We start from the raw sequence: 19,733 nt of genomic DNA on the forward strand, positions 1-19,733 counted from the left end.
GTCCTCGTGACGACGTGATGTCGGCACCGTGTCGGCGTCATGGTGGCGTGACGGTGGCACCACGTCGGCGTCGTGGTGGCACGATCCAGCCTTGATGAGCATCGCGCGGATGCGCGGGGTTGCGATCCTGCGGAACGCCGAGAGCGGTACGACGCCGTTGGTGCGGTTGGTGTGGCAGTAGATCCACAAGTCGAGCAACGCCAGTTTCGCCACCGGTGACAGCGGGCCGGTGCGGTGGTTGTCGAGGAAGTCCACGGCGAGCTTGATGTAGGGACGCCGATCCCGTAACGGATCATCGAGTGCGGCATCGCCGGTCGCGGTGTAGCGGAGCTGGTGCTTGTCGTAGTCGTGCAGCGCGTACACCTGACGCCCGCACGAGGCGCTCGCGCTGCACGCCCCCAAGGCACACGGCGCGGACGGTGTGCAGGCGCGCTGATGCCAGCACCCGGCCGCGGTGAGCACCTCGCGCACACGTTTGTGCACCAGACGGTGGGCCTGGGCGGCGGGGATCGTGCCGTTGGTGCGGTTGCGGTGGCAGTAGATCCACAACTCGATCAGCGTCAGCTTGGTCACCGGCGACAGCGGCCCGGTGCGATGGTTCTCCAGGAAATCGACGCTCAGGGTGATGTAACCGCGCGGGTCCTTGCGCCGGTCAGCCGACGCACGGGGGCCGGACACCGTCTCGGTGTCCGACCTGCCGTGCGCGTCGCTGACCTTTGGGTCAGGCGACCTGTTCGACATCACGCGACTCGGATTCGCCATCGTGCCAACGCCGTTCGGTCACCCACGCCGCCGACTTGCCGCTTTCGATCAGGTATCGGCACTCGTAGAGCACCCGCGTGAGCTGGCCTGTGTCATCGCGGGTCTGGTCGACGGCGTACCAGGACTGGCCGTCGCCGAACGGGTCATCGGGCCGAGTCACCGGCACCGCCACGGCGGGGTGCGCGGGGGCGGTCTCGGATGCGCTCATCAGCGGTCGCCTCCGACCGGTGTGTAGACCGAGGCGCGGTGCTTGCGCCCGGCCTCGGTCTGTGAGGAGCGGACACGGCCGCGTTTGAGCGCTGTACCGATCAGCCAGAACACCACCGTGTCCTCGACACCGCCGAGTTCGTCGAGGGTGAACGGCTCACCGCGTTGGATCAGCGCGTCGAGGTGGTCGGAGGCGCGTTGCTCGACCGCGGTCAACACCATGCAGCCGTAGCGCATCACGCGGGTCTGCAACGTCGCGACGCTGATGCCGAACTTGCGTGCGATCGACTCGTGTGACATCTGGCCTTCGCGCAGGAACCGGTATTCCTCGATGAAGATGCGGCGGGCGTCCTGGGCTTCGATGCTCATGGCGTGAGGCCCAGAACGCCCGCGCACCCGACTCACGCCGACCTCTGTGCGTCGATAGCCTCGAGGTAGGCGTGCCAGTCGCATTCGAGCCACCGCAGCGGTCCCGACTCGCCGTTGAGCCGGAACCCTTTGTTCGCCAGCCGGTGGGGTTTGGGCTGGGTTCGCCACTGCAACAGCAGTTGCCGACTCACCCGCAGCCGATCCGCGATCTCGTCGGTGTTGAGCAGCCCGTGCCCACAGCCCGCAACGTCACATCGTCTCGCCATTCTGTTTCACCCCCTCTCCCCGTCGTGATCCTGTGCGCCGCGTGCAGCGGCGAGTTTGGCGTCCACGGCCTCGAGGGCTTCCTTGATCGCCACCACCAGCTCACGCAGCGTCGTCGGTGTGCCCTCGTGGTCCACGGTCGGTGCGCCGAGCAGTCGGTAGGAGGCGATCTCGCGATACAGCTCCCGCAGGTCGTCCAAGGACTCGACGTCGAGGACACGTTGGCGGAACTCCGACACGGTCGGGACTTCTTCACCGCCCTCGAGCCAATCCGCGATCTGGGTCGCCAGCTCCGCGCCCGGTGTTTGGATGACCTGCCCGTTCAGGAACGGCAGGCGCGTTTTGGAGATGTGCAGGTTGTTGCTCAGGTCCAGGTCGGCGACGATGTCGAACTCGTACTCCAGGCCGTCGCGCTGTATCGGTTTGGTGCCGACCTTGCGCGGGACCGATCGGCCTTTGTCGTCGTCGACGACGAGGTATTCGGTCTTGGTGCGCAGGGTGACGATCAGGTGCCCGGGGAAGGTGAGCATCGCGTCGATCATGCGCCGCTCGTCGGGGTTGACTTCCTTCCACCCCGAGAAGCTGTTGTTCCCGGCTTTGCGGCGGTCGACCTGTTCGAGCATGCCGTCCTGGCCCATCCAATAATGCGACCAGGTGTCGATGATGAACACCGAGAACCCTTGTCCGGCAGCGGCTCCCAGGATTTCGACCAGGCTGGTCGGGGAGAACCGGTCGGGTTCGAGGGTCTGCCACTGCCAGCCGTTGGTGCCCTGGTACTTGCTGGCGCTACCACGCTCGGTGTCGACCATCCCGATCCCGCCGCCGTCGCGTTGCGCCCATTCCCACGCCAAGCTCAGCGCGGTGTAGGTCTTGCCGGAACCGGACGGACCGGCCAGGGCGAGGCGGGCGGGGCTTTTGCGGCGTACCGCGGGTTTGAATTCGATCACCATCACCACCACCAGCCGATTCGGTGATGTTGGGCGGACCCGGCCACAAATGAAGTGGTGGCCGGGTTAGACTTGGGTTGCATGTTCTACTCCCGTAGATGTGTGCCGACCCGGCGGGGGGCTAAGCCCGCCGGGTCAACTAAATTTCTCCCGTAGACAAATCTGTGGCGTGCCTGCCGCTACTCCTCACCCTCGATCCTGAACAAGGTTTCGGCGGGGATATCCAGGCCCGCAGCCAGTTTCGCGGCAGTCGCGGGAGTGCAAGTGGTTCGTGCGCCCGAGCGCAGCAGACCGACGATGGACTTCCCGCATCCCGCGCGCCGTGCCAGCACGCGCACCGGAATCCGTTCGGCCGACATCGCTTCTCGCAGAGCGGTCGGTGATCTCAGCCTTGCTCGATAGGCCATCGGTCTCACCCTCCCTCCTGGATACTCCCCTCCCAGGAACCTACCACCACAGCAGCAGTGTGTCTATCGGGTCGGTAGATTCTGCAATGGGTATTCGCCTGTACAGCAAGGGATTCGGCCACTCGCTTCCGAACCGATGTGAATAGTTCCGCATCATCTCTTATGCGAGTGTCTACTGATGCCCTAGTGTGTGGAACATGCCACGCAAGCGCGCTGTCCCCGAACCCTGGGCCTCGGCGATGGCCGCGGTCGGCCTTACCAGCCGAAACGAACTCGCCGCCGCCGCCGGAATCCACGCCACCACCGTCGCCCGACTCATCGACGACCCCGACCACCAGACCTCCCTCGAGACCATCCGCGCCGTCGCCGACACACTCGAACTCGACACCCGCGACGTCGCCCACTGGGCGGGCCTCTACCTCGAGATGGTCGAACCGTTCGTCCCCGCCCCGGAAGCGGGCATCCTCGGCCGCGAACAACGCCGACTCGTCAACGAACTCATCCGCGCCCTCGCCGCGACCAACCGACACCCGCGCCCTCCCTTGCGGATTCAGACCACCGGCATCATGGTCGTCTCCGATACACCGGACAAGAAATAGCCGCATCGAAATTCCGCACAGAGTAGGTGTGGAATTCAATTGTGTTCGCGCCCCGTAGAATTGATGTGAATACACACCGTCTTAGCCCACGGTGACGCACAACTACGGGAGACGAAAACGATGGCGTACACCCATGCCCCGACTACGGGGGCCCGCTGATGGCCGGTCGACCACCGATGCCCCTGGGCACCTGGGGAAAGATCACACGCTCACAGCTGCGGCTCAACCACTGGGAAGCGAAATGTAAAGTCCGCGACCACGACGGGATCACCCGCAAGGCCAAACGCGCCTCACCCGCGGGCACCACCGACCGGACTGGCGCAGCCGCCGAACGCCGACTCCTGGAACACCTGCGGGAACGGACCTACGCCGGTGCCGGGGAAATCAACGGTGAGACAACCGTTGCGCAGTTGTGGACCGAATATCGCAGATACCTGATCGAGGTCAAGAAACGCGCCACCAACACGATCCTGCGCTACGACCGCGTCGCCGCAGCCATCGTCAAAGCGCTCGGCAGCGTACGGCTGCGTGAACTCTCGACCCAACGGCTGGAGCGATTCCTCCAGGAATACACCAAACACAGCGGAGCCGACGCCAAGGGCGCCCGCACGGTCCTGTCCGGGATGTGCGGCTTGGGTGTCAGATTCGATGTCTGGAAACACAACCCGGTGCGCGAGACCGAACCCATCGAACAGAAGCCCGCCAACGGGTCGACCGCGCTCACGTTGCCCGAACTCCGAACGCTGCTGGTCGACCTCCGGCACAGCGACACCCCGTGCCTGCCCCTGCCGGTCACCAAGAACGGCGTACTCGTCCCACCCGACCCCAAGTATCGGATACCGACCGTGGCGCAGTTCTGCGACCGCGCCGACCTCGCCGACCCGATCACCATGTTCTCGGCTACCGGAGCCCGCATCTCACAGCTGCTGGCGTTCCTGCTCGAGGACTACGACCCCGACACCGGGATCATCCCCGTCCGCGCCCACGTGATCCGCGTACCCGGCACAGGACTGATCCGCCAAACTGTCGACGAGACTCCCGGCAACGCGAAGAACCGCTACTACGAGATCCAGCTACCCGAGTTCTGCATGGTGATGCTCCAACGACGCATCCCGACCCTGAAACCGATGAAAGACGGCACCACACCGCTGTTCCAGTCCAGCACCGGCACCCTGCGTGACCCGACCAACTTCAACGACCAATGGCGGCGCGTGCGCCTGGCCCTGGGCATCCCCGACTCGATCACCGCGCACTCGTTCCGCAAGCTCATGGTCGACCTCGGCTTGGACGCGGGCCTGTCCGCGGTCATGGTCGCCGACCAGGTCGGCCACGCCAACCCCAGCGAAACCCTGAACACCTACGCCACCCGAGGCAGACCCAGCAAACGCATGGCGCAAACCATCCAGAATGCCGTGTTCCCCGACAATAGGGGCGAATAAAAGACCCCGAACCCGAAAAATGGTCCAGGCCAGAGAGACCGAAATCTCTCTGGCCTGGACCTGTTGTAGCGGGGACAGGATTTGAACCTGCGACCTCTGGGTTATGAGCCCAGCGAGCTACCGAGCTGCTCCACCCCGCGTTGGGTATCTCAAACCCTACACGCGGACGGTCCGGTGGCCTAATCGCCAGGTCACGGACGGTCAGCCGAACTGTATGCCCTGTGCGAGCGGAAGTTCGGTGGAGTAGTTGACGGTATTGGTGGCGCGGCGCATGTAGGCCTTCCACGAGTCCGAACCGGATTCGCGACCACCGCCGGTCTGTTTCTCGCCGCCGAAGGCGCCGCCGATCTCCGCGCCCGAGGTGCCGATATTGACGTTGGCGATGCCGCAGTCGGAACCGTCGGCGGCCAGGAACCTTTCGGCCTCCCGCTGGTCGGTCGTGAAAACCGAGGACGAAAGCCCCTGTGGCACCGCGTTGTGCAGTGCGATGGCTTGATCGAAATCGTGATAGGCGAGCACGTAGAGGATGGGGGCGAAGGTCTCCTCGCGTACCACGGCGGTCTGCGCGGGCATCCGCACGATCGCGGGCCGGACATAGTACGCGTCGTCGCCGTGGATCTCGACGCGCTCGCCGCCGCAGAGCAATTCGCCGCCGTCATCGAGCGCGCGCTCCAACGCGCCGCGCATACTCTCGTGGGCCGCCGCGTTGATCAGCGGTCCGACCAACACCCCCTCGTCGAGCGGATTGCCCACGGGCAGCTGAAGATACGCCCGTTCGATCAGATCCAGCAGCGGCCCGGCGACATCGGCGTGCACGATCAGTCTGCGCAATGTGGTGCACCGCTGGCCCGCGGTGCCCGCCGCCGCGAAAACAATGGCGCGGGCGGCCAATTCGAGATCGGCGGACGGCGTGACGACGGCGGCGTTGTTACCGCCGAGTTCCAGTAGGCACCGCCCGAAACGCCGCGCCACCCGCGGCGCGACGATCCGGCCCATACGCACCGAACCCGTCGCGCTTACCAGGGCGACCCGCTCGTCGTCGACCAGCCGCGCGCCGATCTCCGAACCGCCCTGAATCAGTTGGTGCACTTCGGGATCGACGCCGACATCCACGGCGGCGCGACGCACCAGCGTGTGACAGGCGAGCGCGGTGAGCGGCGTGGTCTCCGAAGGTTTCCACACCACCGTGTCGCCGCAGACCAGTGCGAGCGCGGTATTCCACGCCCATACCGCGACGGGGAAATTGAATGCCGAGATCACGCCGACCACACCGAGCGGGTGCCAGGTCTCCATCAGGCGATGTCCCGGCCGCTCCGACGGCATGGTGTGGCCGTAGAGCTGGCGCGACAACCCGATGGCGAACTCGCAGATATCGATCATCTCCTGGACCTCGCCGACGGCCTCCGCGCCGATTTTGCCCGCCTCCAGGGTGACCAGTTCGCCCAGTTCGGTCCGGTGTGTGGTCAGCAATTCGGCCAGCCTGCGCACCACCGCCGCCCGTCCGGGGGCGGGAACGGTGCGCCAGGCGCGAAAGGCCGCGTCGGCGCGGGTGATCGCGGCCTCGGCCTCGGCCAGGGTGTCGGTCCGCAGCGTCAGCAGACGCCCCCCGGTGATGGGGGTGCGGACCGGTAGGTCGCCGGGGTCAGGAATCTCGGCCCCGAGACCGCGCAACAACGCGGCTGCCCGCTGGGCGAGTTCGAGGGTGAGCTGATCGCTGAGAGTATCTGTCATTGCTTGCTCCGCTACGCCTTTGGGTGCTGTCGTGTTGCCGGATGTGAACGAGTCGACGTTTCCGCCACGAGTAGCGTTCGCTGGGTTAGCCTTCGCTGATGGCGGATACACCGGCAAGACCCGTACTCGATGACATAGATCGACTGCTGATTCGTGAACTGATGGCCGATGGTCGCGCCACCCTGTCGAACCTGGCCGAAAAGGCGAGCCTATCGGTCTCCGCGGTGCAATCGCGGGTGCGCAGGCTGGAGGCGCGTGGCGTGATTCGCGGCTACACCGCGCATGTCGACCCCGAGGCGCTCGGACAGCTGCTGTCGGCATTCGTCGCGATCACTCCTCTCGACCCCTCGCAACCCGACGACGCCCCCGCCGTGCTGCAACACATCCCCGGAATCGAGGCATGCCACTCGGTAGCGGGCGACGAGAGTTACGTGTTGCTGGTACGGGTGGCTTCGCCGCGGCACCTCGAACAGTTGCTACAGGAGATCAGGGCGACCGCCAACGTCAGGACTCGAAGTACCATCATTCTGCAGACATTCTACGATAGCTAGCCGCTGACGCTAAATTATCCGCCCTCATGTAGAGAAAGCGTAAATTTTTACGTACCCTACCGGTGTGACCATCGAACTGGAACGCACCCGAAGGGGCGGTGATACGGCACCGGTCACCCCCGCCAACCGCGTACACGAGATCCTGTCGGCGCATATCCTCGCCGACGGGTTCGACCTGGTGCTCGACCTACGGAAGTCCCGAGGCTGCCGACTCGTCGACGAACGTGACGGCAGCATCTACCTGGACATGTTCGGCTTCTTCGCGTCGAACACGCTGGGCATGAACCATCCGGCGCTCGCCGACGACGCCGAATTCCGTGAAGCGCTGACGACCGCGGCGCTGAACAAGCCGAGCAACTCCGATATCTACACCGTCGAGATGGCCCGCTTCGTCGACACCTTCGCGCGCGTCCTCGGCGATCAGCGGCTACCGCATCTGTTCTTCATCGACGGCGGCGCCCTCGCGGTGGAGAACGCGCTCAAGATCGCCTTCGACTGGAAGAGCAGGCATAACGAATCCCACGGCAGGCCTGCCGAACTCGGCGCCAAGGTGGCTCATCTGACCGGCGCGTTCCACGGCCGCTCGGGCTACACGATGTCGCTGACCAATACCGATCCCGTCAAAACCGCGCGCTTCCCGAAGTTCGACTGGCCGCGCATCGACACCCCGTACCGCGCCGCCGGACGCGATATCGAGGCCGACGAGGCGGGCGCGCTCGACCAACTGCGCCGCGCATTCGCCGAAAACCGGCACGACATAGCATGTTTCATCGCCGAGCCGATCCAGGGCGAGGGTGGCGACCGGCATATGCGACCGGAATTCCTGCAGGCCGCGCAGCGGCTGTGCCACGACAACGACGCCCTGTTCATCATCGACGAGGTGCAGACCGGGGTCGGCATGACGGGAACCACCTGGGCCTATCAGCAACTGGGCCTGGAACCCGACGTGGTGGCATTCGGCAAGAAGACCCAGGTGTGCGGAGTGATGGCGGGCGGGCGCGTCGACGAGGTGCCCGACAATGTGTTCGCGGTCGGCTCCCGCCTCAACTCGACCTGGGGCGGCAACCTCACCGATATGGTGCGCACCCGGCGCATCCTCGAGGTGATGGAACGCGACCGAGTCGTCGAAGGCGTCCCGGCGCTCGGTGCGCACCTACTGCGGCGTCTCGAGGACCTGGCACGGGCGCATCCGCGCGTCACCGAACCGCGTGGCCGCGGACTCATGTGCGCGATCACCCTGCCCTCGGCGCGACTGCGCGATGATCTGGTGACCGCGCTGCGGGAACGCGAGCACGTCATGCTCCTCGGAACCGGCGAAAGGGGTATCCGCTTCCGTCCGCCGCTCACCGTCACCGTCGAGGAATTGGATACCGCCGTCGACGCGCTGGAACGGGTGCTCGAGTCGGTCGACTGATCCGGTGCGTCCTCGCCGATCGTGCGCGGCGGCCCTGTGCCTCGGACGGGCGAGACCCCGGCGGCGGCGAATCCTCGGTTGTCCCGTTACCGACTCAGGCGGGTCGTAGGCCGAGAGCGCCCGCGACGAAACGTCGCACCGTACCCAGGCCGTCCTGGAGGGCGGGCTCGTAACCCGCGCGCGCCCACCCGGTGATCCGCGCCGAGCCGTCCTCGGCCGGGGTGACGCCGATTTCGGCGACCATCTCGGCCGTCGTCGGCTCGCACACCGCCCAGGAGAAGTGGGTTTCGTTATCCCACTGGGCGGTTCGTCTGGCGATGTACTCGGGATCGGTGACGCCGCCCTCGGCGAGCGCCGGGCGATCATCGATGCGCTCGTCGGCGCGCATGGCACGCAGATACCAGCTGCCGGCGTTGATCTCGATGGGCTCCATCAGCGATCTTCGCGACGATCGTGCCTGCCGCCGAACAGCAGCGCGGCCGACAGCGGGATGGCGAGAAACCACAGCCAACTGCCGGTGGTGAAGAACAGGATCAGCGCGACGATCGGAATCACCGCCATGATCCGCTCCGGCCATTGCGACAGAAATCGGCGCTCACGCTCGGCGGGCGCGTCGGCGGCGGATAACGGCTCCGGCGGCAGATCGGAGAAGACCTGTGCCACATCGCCGCGCGTCACCGCCGCCGCGACGATCGCGCTGCGCTCATCGAACTCCGCGACACTGAGCCGCCCGGCCGCGAAATTATCCGACAGCCGCCGCATCGCGTGTTCGCGTTCGGCGGTGCCGATCCGGACCTCCGGTAGTTCTGCCACCAGTCAAGGCTAGCGCGGGCGCGCGACGGGTCGCGTCACCGCCGGCGCGACGACGTCGGGCAGGTCACACGGTTCGTGCTGTTCGCCGAGCCGGGGCGGCGCTAGGCTCCCAGTGAGGCCGGGTAGTGCGGCATCTGGTCATTCGAGAGGCGGGACCGGCTCCGGCGGCGCACGTCGATGGTGACGGGGAGGTTCGCGATGGGCGAGGCTCGGTTCGGTCGATACCGACTGGAACGGCTGCTCGGCAAGGGCGGGATGGGGCAGATCTGGCTCGCGCGCGACCCCGACGGCCGCCGGGTGGCGCTGAAACTGCTACCCCAGGAACTGGCGGCGGACGCGAGCTACCGCATCCGATTCGAGCGGGAGGCCGAACTCGCGGCGGCCCTGCGTGATCCGCATCTGGTGACGATCCACCGGCACGGCGAGATCGACGGGCGGCTGTACATCGACATGGAATTCGTCGAAGGCACCGACCTCGCGGCCCGGCTGGCCGCCGAAGGGCCGATGGCCGTGCGGGTCGCCGTCGATATCCTCGGCCAGGTCGCCGCGGCGCTGGATACCGCGCACCGGGCAGGCCTCGTTCATCGTGACGTGAAGCCCGCCAACATTCTCGTGCGGCCGGACGGATTCACCTATCTGATCGATTTCGGCATCGCCCACCGGGCGGGGCAGACGGCTGTCACCGCGACCGGTCTCGCCATCGGCACCTGGGCCTATATGGCTCCCGAACGTTTCAGCGGCAGATCCGACGCGCGCACCGACGTCTATTCGCTGGCCTGCGTGCTGTACGAATGCCTCACCGGTCGACGCCCCTACGGCAACACCGACCCGGCCCAGCAGATGCGCGGGCACCTGCTGATCGACCCGCCCCCCGCCGCGACCCTGAATCCGGCGATCCCCCGAGCGCTCGATCACGTCATCGCCCGTGGCATGGCGAAGGAACCCGCAGAGCGATACCCGACCGCGGGCGAATTCGCCGGCGCCGCACGGGCCGCCACCGGCATGCCCCCGGAAGACTTTCCGCCCCAGCCCTCTTCGATCCCCGCCGGGTCGCAGCCCGCACCGACCGAGCGCCTCCCCGACGGGCCGGCGCCGACCCGCGTCGAAGCACCGACGCCGACGCGGGTCGAGACCCGAAAGCCGAATCCCGGATCGGCGCAGCCGTATCCGGCTCCCGCGGCGCGGATGCCGACTCCGACTGCGGTCATGCCGGAGCCGGGTCCGACGCCGACCCGGGTCGAGACTCGCCTCGATGTTGCCGCCGGCGACTATCCGCCGGTACCGGCGGTATACCAGCCGAACCCGTATGTCCGTCCGCCGGCGCCGCCGCCGGGGCGGCGATGGTACCCGCGGCGTCCGCCGGTAGGCGGCCAGTGGGGTACGGTGCGGTGGCCGTCGCGTGGGCCGGCGCAGGTGATGCCGCCGCATCGTCCGGTGCCGAGGCGGCGTCGGGCGCCGAAGCGGCGGCGAGGCGGCGTGCTGACCAAAGTGATCGGCGCGCTCGTCGTGATCTTCCTCGCCCCCTTCGCCTTCGCGGCGGGTTGTTTCGCGCTCATCGCGACGGGCACCTCGGGCTCGGACGGTTCGACGGCGGCCCGCCCACCTGTCGTCGCCGAGGAGAGTCCCGGACCCGGCGAATCATCGTCGGGACCCGCGCCCGCCGGAACGGCGGTGCGGGACGGCAAATTCGAATTCGCGGTGACCGGCGTCGAATCCGGGGTCGACCGCGTCGGCCTGCAATCGCCGCGCGGTACCTACCTCATCGTCAGCCTCGACGTGCGCAATATCTCCGACGAGACCAAGTGGTTCCTGCCCTTCGGCCAGAAGCTCGTCGACAGCCGATCCCGCGCCATCGACCACGACACCACCGCCACCGCGTGGCAGACCCTCGGCCACGGCCAGGGCTACTCCTTCGAAGTGGCTCCCGGCGGGTCCGCCACCACCCAACTGGTTTTCGACATCCCCGCCGATGCCACCCCGAACCACCTCGAACTACACGACTTCATCCTGTCCGGCGGCACCTCCGTCTACCTCTGGTAGCGGTCGGGCGGCACGGCCGACGGGTTATCCGCGCCCCGCACTCAGGCGGCGTTCACGGTGGCGGCCAGGGCGGCGTGCGTGGCCTGGCGGCCGATTTCGAGGGCGGCGGTGAGCAGATCGGTGTCGCGGGAGGAGCTGTCGATATCGGGAGAGCCGAGTGGGGGATGGATCTGGAGGGCAGCGGTGGCGAGCCCTGCGGTGAAGCGGTCCTCGGCGCTCTGCTGACCACCGCGGGCCAGCCAAGCCCGGTACGCGCCGGGGGCGCGCCACCGCAGGTAGCCGCCGCCGACGACCTGATGTAGGCGGGACGCGCGCGGCCGGTTTTCGTCGGTGCGGCGGGTCCGCAGGATCAGCGAGTGGGTGGCGCCGTCGCGGACCGCGAGCCGGATCGGCACGGATTCGGCCAGACCGCCGTCGAAGTAGTGCGATGCGCCGAGGGCGACGGGAGGTCCCGCCAGGATCGGCAGGCCCGCCGAGGCGCGCAGGGCGGTCTGCAGGGTGTGCTGGTCGACGATGTGGGGGTGCAGGTCAACCGCGAGCCCGGTATGGATATCGGTGGCGACGGGGTGGAAGGTGGTGGGATTGCCGAGGATCGCCGGAAAATCCATCGGCTCGATGCCCTCGTAGACCTTGTGAACCAGGTAGTGCAGATCGAAGGCCCTGCGTCCGCGCAGCACCCGGGCCGGGTCGACGGTGGTGCGCATGATGACCGGATCGGTCCACGTCCGCATCCCCGGCACGACCCGGCCGGACAGGAACCACGCGCCGTTCAGCGCACCGGCGGACGTGCCGTACACGGCGTCGAAGACACCCGAGAGTCCGAGTTCCTCGAGCGCCTGCACCATGCCGCCCGCGTACACCCCGCGGCTGCCGCCGCCTTCGATGACGAGCACCAGGCGATATCCGTCGGCCCGGCTCGCCGACTCCCGGCGCGCGCGGATCACCTCTGCCACGGTGGGGCCGATCGAGGAACTGGTCACCGGATCACGATACGACAGGCCCGGGTGGACGGCACATCGCCGGTCACCGAGCGTCTCCAGGACGCGAAAGCGGGCGTGGACTCCGTTGTCCACGCCCGCTTTCCTACGATCCGGCGGTCCTACTTGATCTCGGCCAGCACGGTGCCCTGGGTGATAGCGGCGCCCGCCTCTACCGACAGGCCGGTGACCACGCCCGCCTTGTGGGCGTTGACCGGATTCTCCATCTTCATGGCCTCGAGTACCACGATGAGATCGCCCGCCTCGACGGACTGGCCCTCTTCGACGGCGACCTTGACCACGGTGCCCTGCATCGGTGCGGTGACCGAATCACCGGAGGCCGCCGCGCCACCCGCGCCGCCGCGCTTTCGCGGCTTGGGCTTCTTGCGGATCACACCGGCGCCGTTACTACCGGCCGCGCCGCCGCCGACGGAGAAGCTACCGGGCAGCGAGACCTCGACGCGACGGCCGCTGACCTCGACGACCACCTTCTGCCGGGGCAGGTCCTCGTCCTCGTCCTCGGTGATACCGGCCGGGGTGTAGGGCTCGACGTTGTTGACCCACTCGGTTTCGATCCACTTGGTGTAGACGTCGAACGTCTCGCCGTCACCGATGAACGCCGGATCCTCGACGATCGCCCGGTGGAACGGGATGACCGTGGCCAGGCCCTCGACCTGGAACTCGGCCAGTGCGCGGCGGGCGCGCTCGAGCGCCTGGGTGCGGTTCTCGCCGGTGACGATCAGCTTGGCCAGCATCGAGTCGAACTGGCCGCCGATGACGCTGCCCTGCACCACGCCGGAATCGACGCGCACACCGGGGCCCGACGGCTCGCGGTACACCGCGACCGGTCCGGGGGCGGGCAGGAACCCGCGGCCGGCGTCCTCACCGTTGATGCGGAATTCGAAAGAATGCCCGCGCGGGGTCGGATCCTCGGTGATCGAGAGTTCGTGGCCCTCGGCGATACGGAACTGCTGACGCACCAGGTCGATGCCCGCGGTCTCCTCGGTGACCGGATGCTCGACCTGCAGGCGGGTGTTGACCTCGAGGAACGAGACGGTGTCGCCCTGCACCAGGTACTCCACGGTGCCGGCGCCGTAGTAGCCGGCCTCCTTGCAGATGGCCTTGGCCGAGGCGTGGATACGTGCGCGCTGATCGTCGGTGAGGAACGGCGCCGGCGCCTCCTCGACCAACTTCTGGAAACGGCGCTGCAGCGAGCAGTCACGGGTGCCCGCGACCACGACGTTGCCGTGCTGATCCGCGATGACCTGCGCCTCGACGTGGCGGGCCTTGTCCAGGTACTGCTCGACGAAGCATTCGCCACGACCGAAGGCGGCGACCGCCTCGCGGGTGGCCGATTCGAAGAGTTCGGGGATCTCCTCGATGGTGTGGGCGACCTTCATGCCGCGGCCACCGCCACCGAACGCGGCCTTGATCGCGACCGGAACGCCGTACTGCTCGGCGAACTCCACCACTTCCGCCGCGTTCTTGACCGGATCCTTGGTGCCCGCGGCCATCGGGGCCTTGGCCCGCTCGGCGATATGACGCGCGGTGACCTTGTCACCGAGGTCGCGAATGGACTGCGGGGAGGGACCGATCCAGATGAGCCCGGCGTCGATGACCGCTTGGGCGAAGTCGGCGTTCTCGGACAGGAATCCGTAGCCGGGGTGGATGGCGTCGGCACCGGATTTCGCGGCGGCGTCGAGGATCTTGTCGAAGACGAGATACGACTCGGCCGAGGTCTGACCGCCCAAGGCGAACGCCTCGTCGGCGAGTTTCACGAAGGGGGCGTCGGCGTCCGGTTCCGCGTAGACCGCGACACTGCCGATTCCGGCATCCTTGGCCGCCCGGATCACGCGCACGGCGATCTCGCCTCGGTTAGCTACGAGTACCTTTGTGATCCGCTCGCTGGCATGGCTGGGCACTGAGCCTCCTGGTTGCAATCTTCTTGGTCGCGTCGCGGGGGTGGGTTGCTGCGCAGGCTCCATTTCCCGTGGTCGACTATTAACGTCTCGGGCGAGTGTAGGCAGTCTGTCAACAGACTCCGAACTCGGATAGTCCTACTCGGCAGTAGGTCGCGGATCACACCATCGCGGTCGGTGTGAGATACGCCCAGATCAGACGGGGCGTCGAGCTAGCGCGAGCGGGCGCGCCTCGGCGCCGTAGCGGGCGCGGGCCCCGGTTCATCCCCCTTGGCGATCGGCAGTCGCACCGAATTGCCCCATTCGGCCCACGAACCGTCGTAATTGCGGACGGTCTCGTATCCGAGCAGATACGTCAGCACGAACCAGCTGTGGCTGGATCGCTCGCCGACGCGGCTGTAGACCACGATGTCGTCGCTGCCTGCGAGCGCGCCGTAGATCTCGTCCAATTCGGCGCGGGGACGGAAGCGCCCGTGCGTGGTCGTCGCGCGGGTCCAGGGGATGTTGACGGCCGTGGGTATATGCCCGCCGCGTAGCGCGGCCTCCTCCGGTTCGCCCGCGCTCTCGCCCGAGTACTCCTGTGGCGCGCGCACGTCGACCATCGGCTTGCCGAGGTGGGCCAGCACGTCGTCGCGGAACGCCCGCGCGACGGCGTCGTCACGGCGCACCGTCGGGTAGTCGACGCGGGCCGGATAGGCGGGTTCGAAGGTGGTGTCGCGTTCCTCGGAGATCCACTTCTCGCGCCCGCCGTCGAGTAGTCGGACATCCTGGTGACCGAACAGCGTGAACAACCACAATGTGTGCGCCGCCTGCGCGTTATTCCGATCTCCGTAGATGACCACGGTATCGTCGCGCTCGATTCCTTTGGCGCGCATCAGTTCGGTGAATCGGGCGCCGTCGATATAGTCACGGGCGACCGGGTCGTTCAAGTCGCCCCGCCAGTCGATCTTGACGGCCCCGGGAACGTGGCCTATGTCATAGAGAAGGATATCTTCGTTCGACTCGATGATCTTGAGTCCCGGCGTGCCTATGTTTGCCGACAGCCACTCTGTGGTTACTAATCGGTGTGGATGTGCGTAGGAACCGAAAGCGGGATGTTGGTCCGGAGCGACGGGCACGGTATGGGGTCCTTCACGCGAGGTAGACGGGTGGTTACGGCGGTTCGGATATCACAGCGATGGTAAGTGTGGGACGAAAGTGAAACTCGTTTCAGATCACGAATCGGCTGAATGGGCGAATAAATCGCACCGGCATCCGATAAAATCTCCCGGGAGGAGGGGTGAGCTATGTCCGATTCTTGGCCGCGACGTCGACTGCTCGCGATCCTACGTGGCGCCAGCGAACCTCTCGATGCCCAGGAACTGGCCCGAATTACCGGACAACATGTCACCACTGTTCGATTTCATCTCGACGTTCTCACCAAGGAATCACTGGTAAGACAATTCCAGCAGCCGCCGCGCGGTCGCGGTCGCCCGCGTATCGGTTATAGCGCCGTTCAGCGATCGGTCGGCTACCAGGAGTTGGCGGAGGTGCTCGCCGATCAGCTCGGCTCCGATTCGCGCCGCCGCTCCGAAGCCGCCGTCACCGCGGGCCGCACCTGGGGCGCCAAACTGGACGCGGGCGATCACGCGGTGGAATCACTCGAGGACGCCAAGGATGTCACCGTGACGCTGCTCTCGGAGCTCGGCTTCGCGCCCGAACGCGATCCGGCGGGCGAGAGCGATGAGCAGGTGCTCGTCAAGATGACGGCGTGCCCGCTGCGCGATCTGGCTCGCACCCACTCCGAGGTGGTCTGCAACGTCCATCTCGGCCTCATCGACGAAGTCCTGGATCGCAACGGTGCCCGCGGTGTGGTGAATGCGCGGCTGCATCCCTTCGTCGAGCCGGAACTATGCGTGGTGCGGCTCGAACTCGTGGCTGCGCGCAGGAACCCGGAGAATCGCGATCTGGCGGTGCCGGTGGGGGCGGATCGAGCGTCGGTGGGAGAGCCGCCGTTGACGTCGACGTCAGTCGGGCGAATGGGCCCACAGGTGCGCAATGCCGACACCGACATCGCCAAGCAGTCGGCGCAGCAGTGGTAGCCCGATTCCGATGACACTCGACGGATCGCCCTCGATCCGGTCGACGAACCAGCCGCCGCGGCCGTCGAGTGTGAACGCGCCCGCGACGGCCAGCGGTTCACCGCTGTCGATATAGGCGTTCAGTTCCTCCGGCTCCGGCTTGGCGAAATGCACGGTGGTGGAACTGCAGTCGACCGCCGAGCCGACGATCCTGCCCTCGCGCACGCGCAGCACGCAATGGCCCGTGATGAGGTCGGCGCTGCGGCCTGCCATATCGGCCCAGCGCGCCCGCGCGACCTCGGGGGTGTGGGGTTTGCCCTGGAGCTCGCCATCGACCGACAACATCGAATCGCACCCGACGACAACGCAATCGGAGCCGAGACCGCCGGCCTTCGATGTGATGGATCCGGCGGCGACGGACTCGGCTTTTGCCCTGGCCAATTCGATGACGACCACCTGCGGCGGCGTCCCCGCAGGCAGGGCGGCGGCCACCGCGTCCTCGTCCACGTCGGAGACCATGACGACGGGCTCGATACCCGCCGAGCGAAGTACTTCTCTGCGGGCCGGGGACGCGGACGCGAGAACGAGTCGCGTCACGGCCGCGCCCCTCGAGCGCCGAGTCCGCTCCCGGCGTGCCTGTCCGGCACGGTATCGATCGTTCGCTCGCCGCCCCCGCTCACGTCAGCGCAGATGCGACAGCTGTGGGAAAGCGTACGGTGAGAAGGGCGATGTGCCACGGTGCATCAGGGTCGGGCGACCCCAGGCATCCGACGGTCCGTTGTCACTCACCGCCGCGCCGTTCGCCGCGGCGCTGAGTACGCAGACCAGCGCCGCGATCTCGGCGTCGCTGGGCGATCCCTTGATGATGCGAATGAATGGCTGCTCCGCCGCGCCCGCGCCTTCGGCCACGGCGGTCTCCACGATCGCCTCGACCTCGTCTGCGATCGGGTCGACTGTGAGCTCCAATTCGGCGGTGGTCAACAAATCTTCTTCTGCCACGGTCGTCACAGTGCCAGATCCTCTCTCTACCTCGATCGGGTGTCCAGCCCGAGGGCCGGACACCCCTGCTCGATGTCTCCGGATGATGAAATGGTCATCCTCAGATCCACTCATTGCGTCTATGCAACAAGTGTGCGCGGCCTACCGAGGGTATCGCGGATTCACAGCGGGATGTTGCCATGCTTTTTCGGCGGCAGGGTCACCATCTTGCGCTCGAGCAGCCGCAGCGCGGACACGATCTGACCGCGGGTGTGCGAGGGCGGGATGACCGCGTCCACGTATCCGCGCTCGGCGGCCACGTAGGGGTTCACCAAGGTGTCCTCGTACTCGTTCTGGAGCTCGAGCCGCAGCGCATCGACGTCGGCGCCACCCTTGGCAGCCTCCTGCAACTGCTTGCGGTACACGAATCCGACGGCGCCGGAAGCGCCCATCACGGCGATCTGGGCGGTGGGCCAGGCCAGGTTCACATCGGCGCCCATATGCTTCGAACCCATGACGTCGTAGGCGCCACCGTAGGCCTTACGAGTGATGATCGTGATTTTGCCCACAGTGGCCTCGCCGTAGGCGTAGAGCAGTTTGGCGCCGCGCCGGATGATGCCGTTGTACTCCTGTCCGGTGCCGGGCAGGAAGCCGGGAACGTCGACCAGGGTGATGATCGGGATATTGAACGCGTCGCAGGTGCGCACGAAGCGCGCGGCCTTCTCCGAGGCGTCGATATCGAGGCAGCCGGCGAACTGGGTCGGCTGGTTGGCGACGAGGCCGACGCTGCGGCCGTCGACCCGGCCGAAGCCGACGATGATGTTCATCGCGCGCTCGGCCTGGACCTCGAGGAATTCGTCGTCGTCGAGCAGGCGCCGGATGACCTCGTGCATGTCGTACGGCTGGTTCGGCGAGTCGGGGATGATCGTGTCCAGCTCGAGGTCCTCGTCGGTGAGGGAATCCTCGATGGCCCCGGTGATCGGGTCGGTGGCCGGGAAACGCGGGGCCTCGGCGCGGTTGTTGCTCGGCAGGTAGGACAGCAGATCCTTGACGTAGTCGAGGGCGTCCTGCTCACCGGAGGCGACGTAGTGCGCGACACCGGATTTGGTCATGTGGGTGTGCGCGCCGCCCAGATCCTCCATGGTGACGTCTTCGCCGGTGACCGTCTTGATGACGTCGGGACCGGTGACGAACATCTGGCTGGTCCCGTCGACCATCACCACGAAGTCGGTCAGCGCGGGGGAGTAGACGTGACCACCGGCGGCCGGGCCCATGATGAGCGAGATCTGCGGGATCACGCCGGAGGCCTGGATGTTGCGGTGGAAGATCTCGCCGTACAGACCGAGAGAGACGACGCCCTCCTGGATACGCGCGCCCGCGCCCTCGTTGATGCCGACCAGCGGGCGGCCCGTCTTGAGTGCCAGGTCCATGACCTTGACGATCTTCTCGCCGTAGACCTCGCCGAGGCTGCCGCCGAAGACGGTGACGTCCTGGCTGAAGATGCAGACGTCGCGGCCGTCGATGGTGCCGTAACCGGTGACGACGCCGTCGCCGAGCGGCCGGTTGCTCTCCAGGCCGAAATTCACCGAGCGATGCCTGGCCAGTGCGTCGAGCTCGACGAAGGAACCCTCGTCGAGCAGGGCGATGATGCGCTCGCGCGCGGTCATCTTGCCCTTGGCGTGCACCTTGTCGACTGCGGCCTCACCCATCGGGTGCTGCGCCTCTTCCAGCCGATTCCGCAGGTCAGCCAGCTTCCCGGCGGTGGTGTGGATATCGGGGGAGTCCGCCGAACCCGAGGCGGACTGCTGCTGGACACTCGTCATGGTCGCCGAGTGTAACCAGAGGCGGTGCCGCTCCGTAACCCAGCATGGGCTACCCGTCAGTAGAATAACCGCAGCTAGATCATGTTCCGACCAGGTTCGACGGGTCAAAGTTCCTGGTCGATCGCGGCTGGAGATTGTGCGGTCCCACAACGGATCCGGTCACCGACAGTGCCCGGCGCATGGCGAAATTCGATGGCCTGCGCCCCGCGACCCCGGATACCGTGGCGTGGTCCGAATTTCAGCTCTGGGGAGGAGCCGGACCATGTGGGAGTGGGGAAGAAGAGTCGCGGAATACGCCGCGGCCGCGGCGTGGACGAGTGCGCGGGCCGTGGAGACGGAACCGACGATTCTGGATCCGGAGTACTGGGAACCCGCACCGGAGGGATCTGAAGGATCGGCAGGGGAGGCCACCACGGCTCCGGTGCCATGGAGT

21 protein-coding genes and 1 tRNA gene are annotated in these 19,733 nt (G+C 66.9%); 6 read left to right on the forward strand and 16 right to left on the reverse strand.

The annotated features are described in order from the left end of the window. The 6 genes from ABZS43_RS26960 to ABZS43_RS26985 all read right to left on the reverse strand — a co-directional run. On the reverse strand, positions 1–741 hold a 741-nt coding region (locus ABZS43_RS26960), incomplete at its 3' end, for a hypothetical protein (RefSeq protein WP_355038760.1). Continuing rightward, positions 722–970 (reverse strand): hypothetical protein, encoded by a 249-nt coding sequence (locus ABZS43_RS26965; protein WP_355038761.1) that lies wholly within the window; start codon positions 968–970, stop codon positions 722–724. The genes ABZS43_RS26960 and ABZS43_RS26965, both read right to left, overlap by 20 nt. Then, positions 970–1,338: a hypothetical protein gene (locus ABZS43_RS26970; protein WP_355038762.1), complete on the reverse strand. Its 369-nt coding sequence runs from the start codon at positions 1,336–1,338 to the stop codon at positions 970–972. The genes ABZS43_RS26965 and ABZS43_RS26970 overlap by 1 nt, the downstream gene beginning before the upstream one ends. A 32-nt stretch (positions 1,339–1,370) precedes the next feature. Next, positions 1,371–1,604 (reverse strand): hypothetical protein, encoded by a 234-nt coding sequence (locus ABZS43_RS26975; RefSeq protein WP_355038763.1) that lies wholly within the window; start codon positions 1,602–1,604, stop codon positions 1,371–1,373. 6 nt (positions 1,605–1,610) lie between these two features. Beyond that, the gene (locus tag ABZS43_RS26980; RefSeq protein ID WP_355038764.1) at positions 1,611–2,552 is read right to left on the reverse strand and encodes an ATP-binding protein; all 942 of its coding nucleotides are present in this window, start codon (positions 2,550–2,552) and stop codon (positions 1,611–1,613) included. Positions 2,553–2,728: 176 nt separating this feature from the next. Beyond that, positions 2,729–2,956 carry a hypothetical protein gene (locus ABZS43_RS26985; protein ID WP_355038765.1) on the reverse strand — a complete coding sequence of 76 codons (228 nt, stop codon included), beginning with the start codon at positions 2,954–2,956 and terminating at the stop codon, positions 2,729–2,731. A 197-nt stretch (positions 2,957–3,153) separates the two neighbouring features. On the opposite strand from ABZS43_RS26985, the gene ABZS43_RS26990 reads away from it, so the two are divergent. Both ABZS43_RS26990 and ABZS43_RS26995 read left to right on the forward strand, forming a co-directional pair. Then, positions 3,154–3,555 carry a helix-turn-helix transcriptional regulator gene (locus ABZS43_RS26990; protein ID WP_355038766.1) on the forward strand — a complete coding sequence of 134 codons (402 nt, stop codon included), beginning with the start codon at positions 3,154–3,156 and terminating at the stop codon, positions 3,553–3,555. 158 nt (positions 3,556–3,713) lie between these two features. Beyond that, the gene (locus ABZS43_RS26995; RefSeq protein WP_355038767.1) at positions 3,714–4,994 is read left to right on the forward strand and encodes a tyrosine-type recombinase/integrase; all 1,281 of its coding nucleotides are present in this window, start codon (positions 3,714–3,716) and stop codon (positions 4,992–4,994) included. 66 nt (positions 4,995–5,060) lie between these two features. Here the strand turns inward: ABZS43_RS26995 and ABZS43_RS27000 are convergent. Both ABZS43_RS27000 and ABZS43_RS27005 read right to left on the reverse strand, forming a co-directional pair. Continuing rightward, positions 5,061–5,134, reverse strand: a tRNA-Met gene (locus ABZS43_RS27000). Positions 5,135–5,195: 61 nt separating this feature from the next. After that, positions 5,196–6,725, reverse strand: coding sequence for an aldehyde dehydrogenase family protein (locus tag ABZS43_RS27005; RefSeq protein WP_355038768.1), 1,530 nt, complete (start codon positions 6,723–6,725; stop codon positions 5,196–5,198). Positions 6,726–6,823: 98 nt separating this feature from the next. Here ABZS43_RS27005 and ABZS43_RS27010 point away from each other — a divergent pair, with 98 nt between their 5' ends. Together ABZS43_RS27010 and lat are read left to right on the forward strand one after the other, a co-directional pair. Then, positions 6,824–7,276: an Lrp/AsnC family transcriptional regulator gene (locus tag ABZS43_RS27010; protein WP_355038769.1), complete on the forward strand. Its 453-nt coding sequence runs from the start codon at positions 6,824–6,826 to the stop codon at positions 7,274–7,276. Positions 7,277–7,340: 64 nt separating this feature from the next. Next, positions 7,341–8,690, forward strand: coding sequence for an L-lysine 6-transaminase (gene lat, locus ABZS43_RS27015; RefSeq protein ID WP_355038770.1), 1,350 nt, complete (start codon positions 7,341–7,343; stop codon positions 8,688–8,690). Positions 8,691–8,784: 94 nt separating this feature from the next. Here the strand turns inward: lat and ABZS43_RS27020 are convergent, their stop codons facing one another. Then, the gene (locus ABZS43_RS27020) at positions 8,785–9,123 is read right to left on the reverse strand and encodes a hypothetical protein (RefSeq protein WP_355038771.1); all 339 of its coding nucleotides are present in this window, start codon (positions 9,121–9,123) and stop codon (positions 8,785–8,787) included. After that, positions 9,123–9,503 carry a DUF1707 domain-containing protein gene (locus ABZS43_RS27025; RefSeq protein WP_355038772.1) on the reverse strand — a complete coding sequence of 127 codons (381 nt, stop codon included), beginning with the start codon at positions 9,501–9,503 and terminating at the stop codon, positions 9,123–9,125. Before ABZS43_RS27025 ends, ABZS43_RS27020 begins: the two co-directional genes overlap by 1 nt. Before the next feature lie 198 nt (positions 9,504–9,701). Here ABZS43_RS27025 and ABZS43_RS27030 point away from each other — a divergent pair, with 198 nt between their 5' ends. Beyond that, on the forward strand, positions 9,702–11,543 hold the full coding sequence (locus tag ABZS43_RS27030) for a protein kinase (RefSeq protein ID WP_355038773.1): 1,842 nt from the start codon (positions 9,702–9,704) through the stop codon (positions 11,541–11,543). A gap of 41 nt (positions 11,544–11,584) precedes the next feature. On the opposite strand, the gene ABZS43_RS27035 is transcribed toward ABZS43_RS27030, so the two are convergent. The 3 genes from ABZS43_RS27035 to ABZS43_RS27045 all read right to left on the reverse strand — a co-directional run bounded on the left by ABZS43_RS27035 (position 11,585) and on the right by ABZS43_RS27045 (position 15,557). Then, complete coding sequence (locus ABZS43_RS27035) at positions 11,585–12,616, reverse strand: patatin family protein (protein ID WP_355038774.1); 1,032 nt, start codon at positions 12,614–12,616, stop codon at positions 11,585–11,587. Positions 12,617–12,642: 26 nt separating this feature from the next. Next, positions 12,643–14,442 (reverse strand): acetyl/propionyl/methylcrotonyl-CoA carboxylase subunit alpha, encoded by a 1,800-nt coding sequence (locus tag ABZS43_RS27040; RefSeq protein WP_355038775.1) that lies wholly within the window; start codon positions 14,440–14,442, stop codon positions 12,643–12,645. A 209-nt stretch (positions 14,443–14,651) separates the two neighbouring features. Beyond that, the gene (locus ABZS43_RS27045) at positions 14,652–15,557 is read right to left on the reverse strand and encodes a sulfurtransferase (RefSeq protein ID WP_355038776.1); all 906 of its coding nucleotides are present in this window, start codon (positions 15,555–15,557) and stop codon (positions 14,652–14,654) included. Between the two features lie 168 nt (positions 15,558–15,725). On the opposite strand from ABZS43_RS27045, the gene ABZS43_RS27050 reads away from it, so the two are divergent. Beyond that, the gene (locus ABZS43_RS27050; protein WP_355038777.1) at positions 15,726–16,520 is read left to right on the forward strand and encodes a transcriptional regulator; all 795 of its coding nucleotides are present in this window, start codon (positions 15,726–15,728) and stop codon (positions 16,518–16,520) included. Here ABZS43_RS27050 and ABZS43_RS27055 read toward each other — a convergent pair. The 3 genes from ABZS43_RS27055 to ABZS43_RS27065 all read right to left on the reverse strand — a co-directional run bounded on the left by ABZS43_RS27055 (position 16,446) and on the right by ABZS43_RS27065 (position 19,300). Next, positions 16,446–17,096 carry a nucleoside triphosphate pyrophosphatase gene (locus ABZS43_RS27055; RefSeq protein WP_355038778.1) on the reverse strand — a complete coding sequence of 217 codons (651 nt, stop codon included), beginning with the start codon at positions 17,094–17,096 and terminating at the stop codon, positions 16,446–16,448. The two genes, ABZS43_RS27050 and ABZS43_RS27055, sit on opposite strands and share 75 nt — an antisense overlap. A gap of 84 nt (positions 17,097–17,180) precedes the next feature. Then, the gene (locus tag ABZS43_RS27060; protein WP_355038779.1) at positions 17,181–17,507 is read right to left on the reverse strand and encodes an acyl-CoA carboxylase subunit epsilon; all 327 of its coding nucleotides are present in this window, start codon (positions 17,505–17,507) and stop codon (positions 17,181–17,183) included. Positions 17,508–17,659: 152 nt separating this feature from the next. Continuing rightward, on the reverse strand, positions 17,660–19,300 hold the full coding sequence (locus ABZS43_RS27065; protein ID WP_355038780.1) for an acyl-CoA carboxylase subunit beta: 1,641 nt from the start codon (positions 19,298–19,300) through the stop codon (positions 17,660–17,662). Positions 19,301–19,733: the final 433 nt, after the last annotated feature.

The sequence above is a fragment of the Nocardia sp. NPDC005366 genome (assembly GCF_040606855.1).
Classification (GTDB): domain Bacteria; phylum Actinomycetota; class Actinomycetes; order Mycobacteriales; family Mycobacteriaceae; genus Nocardia.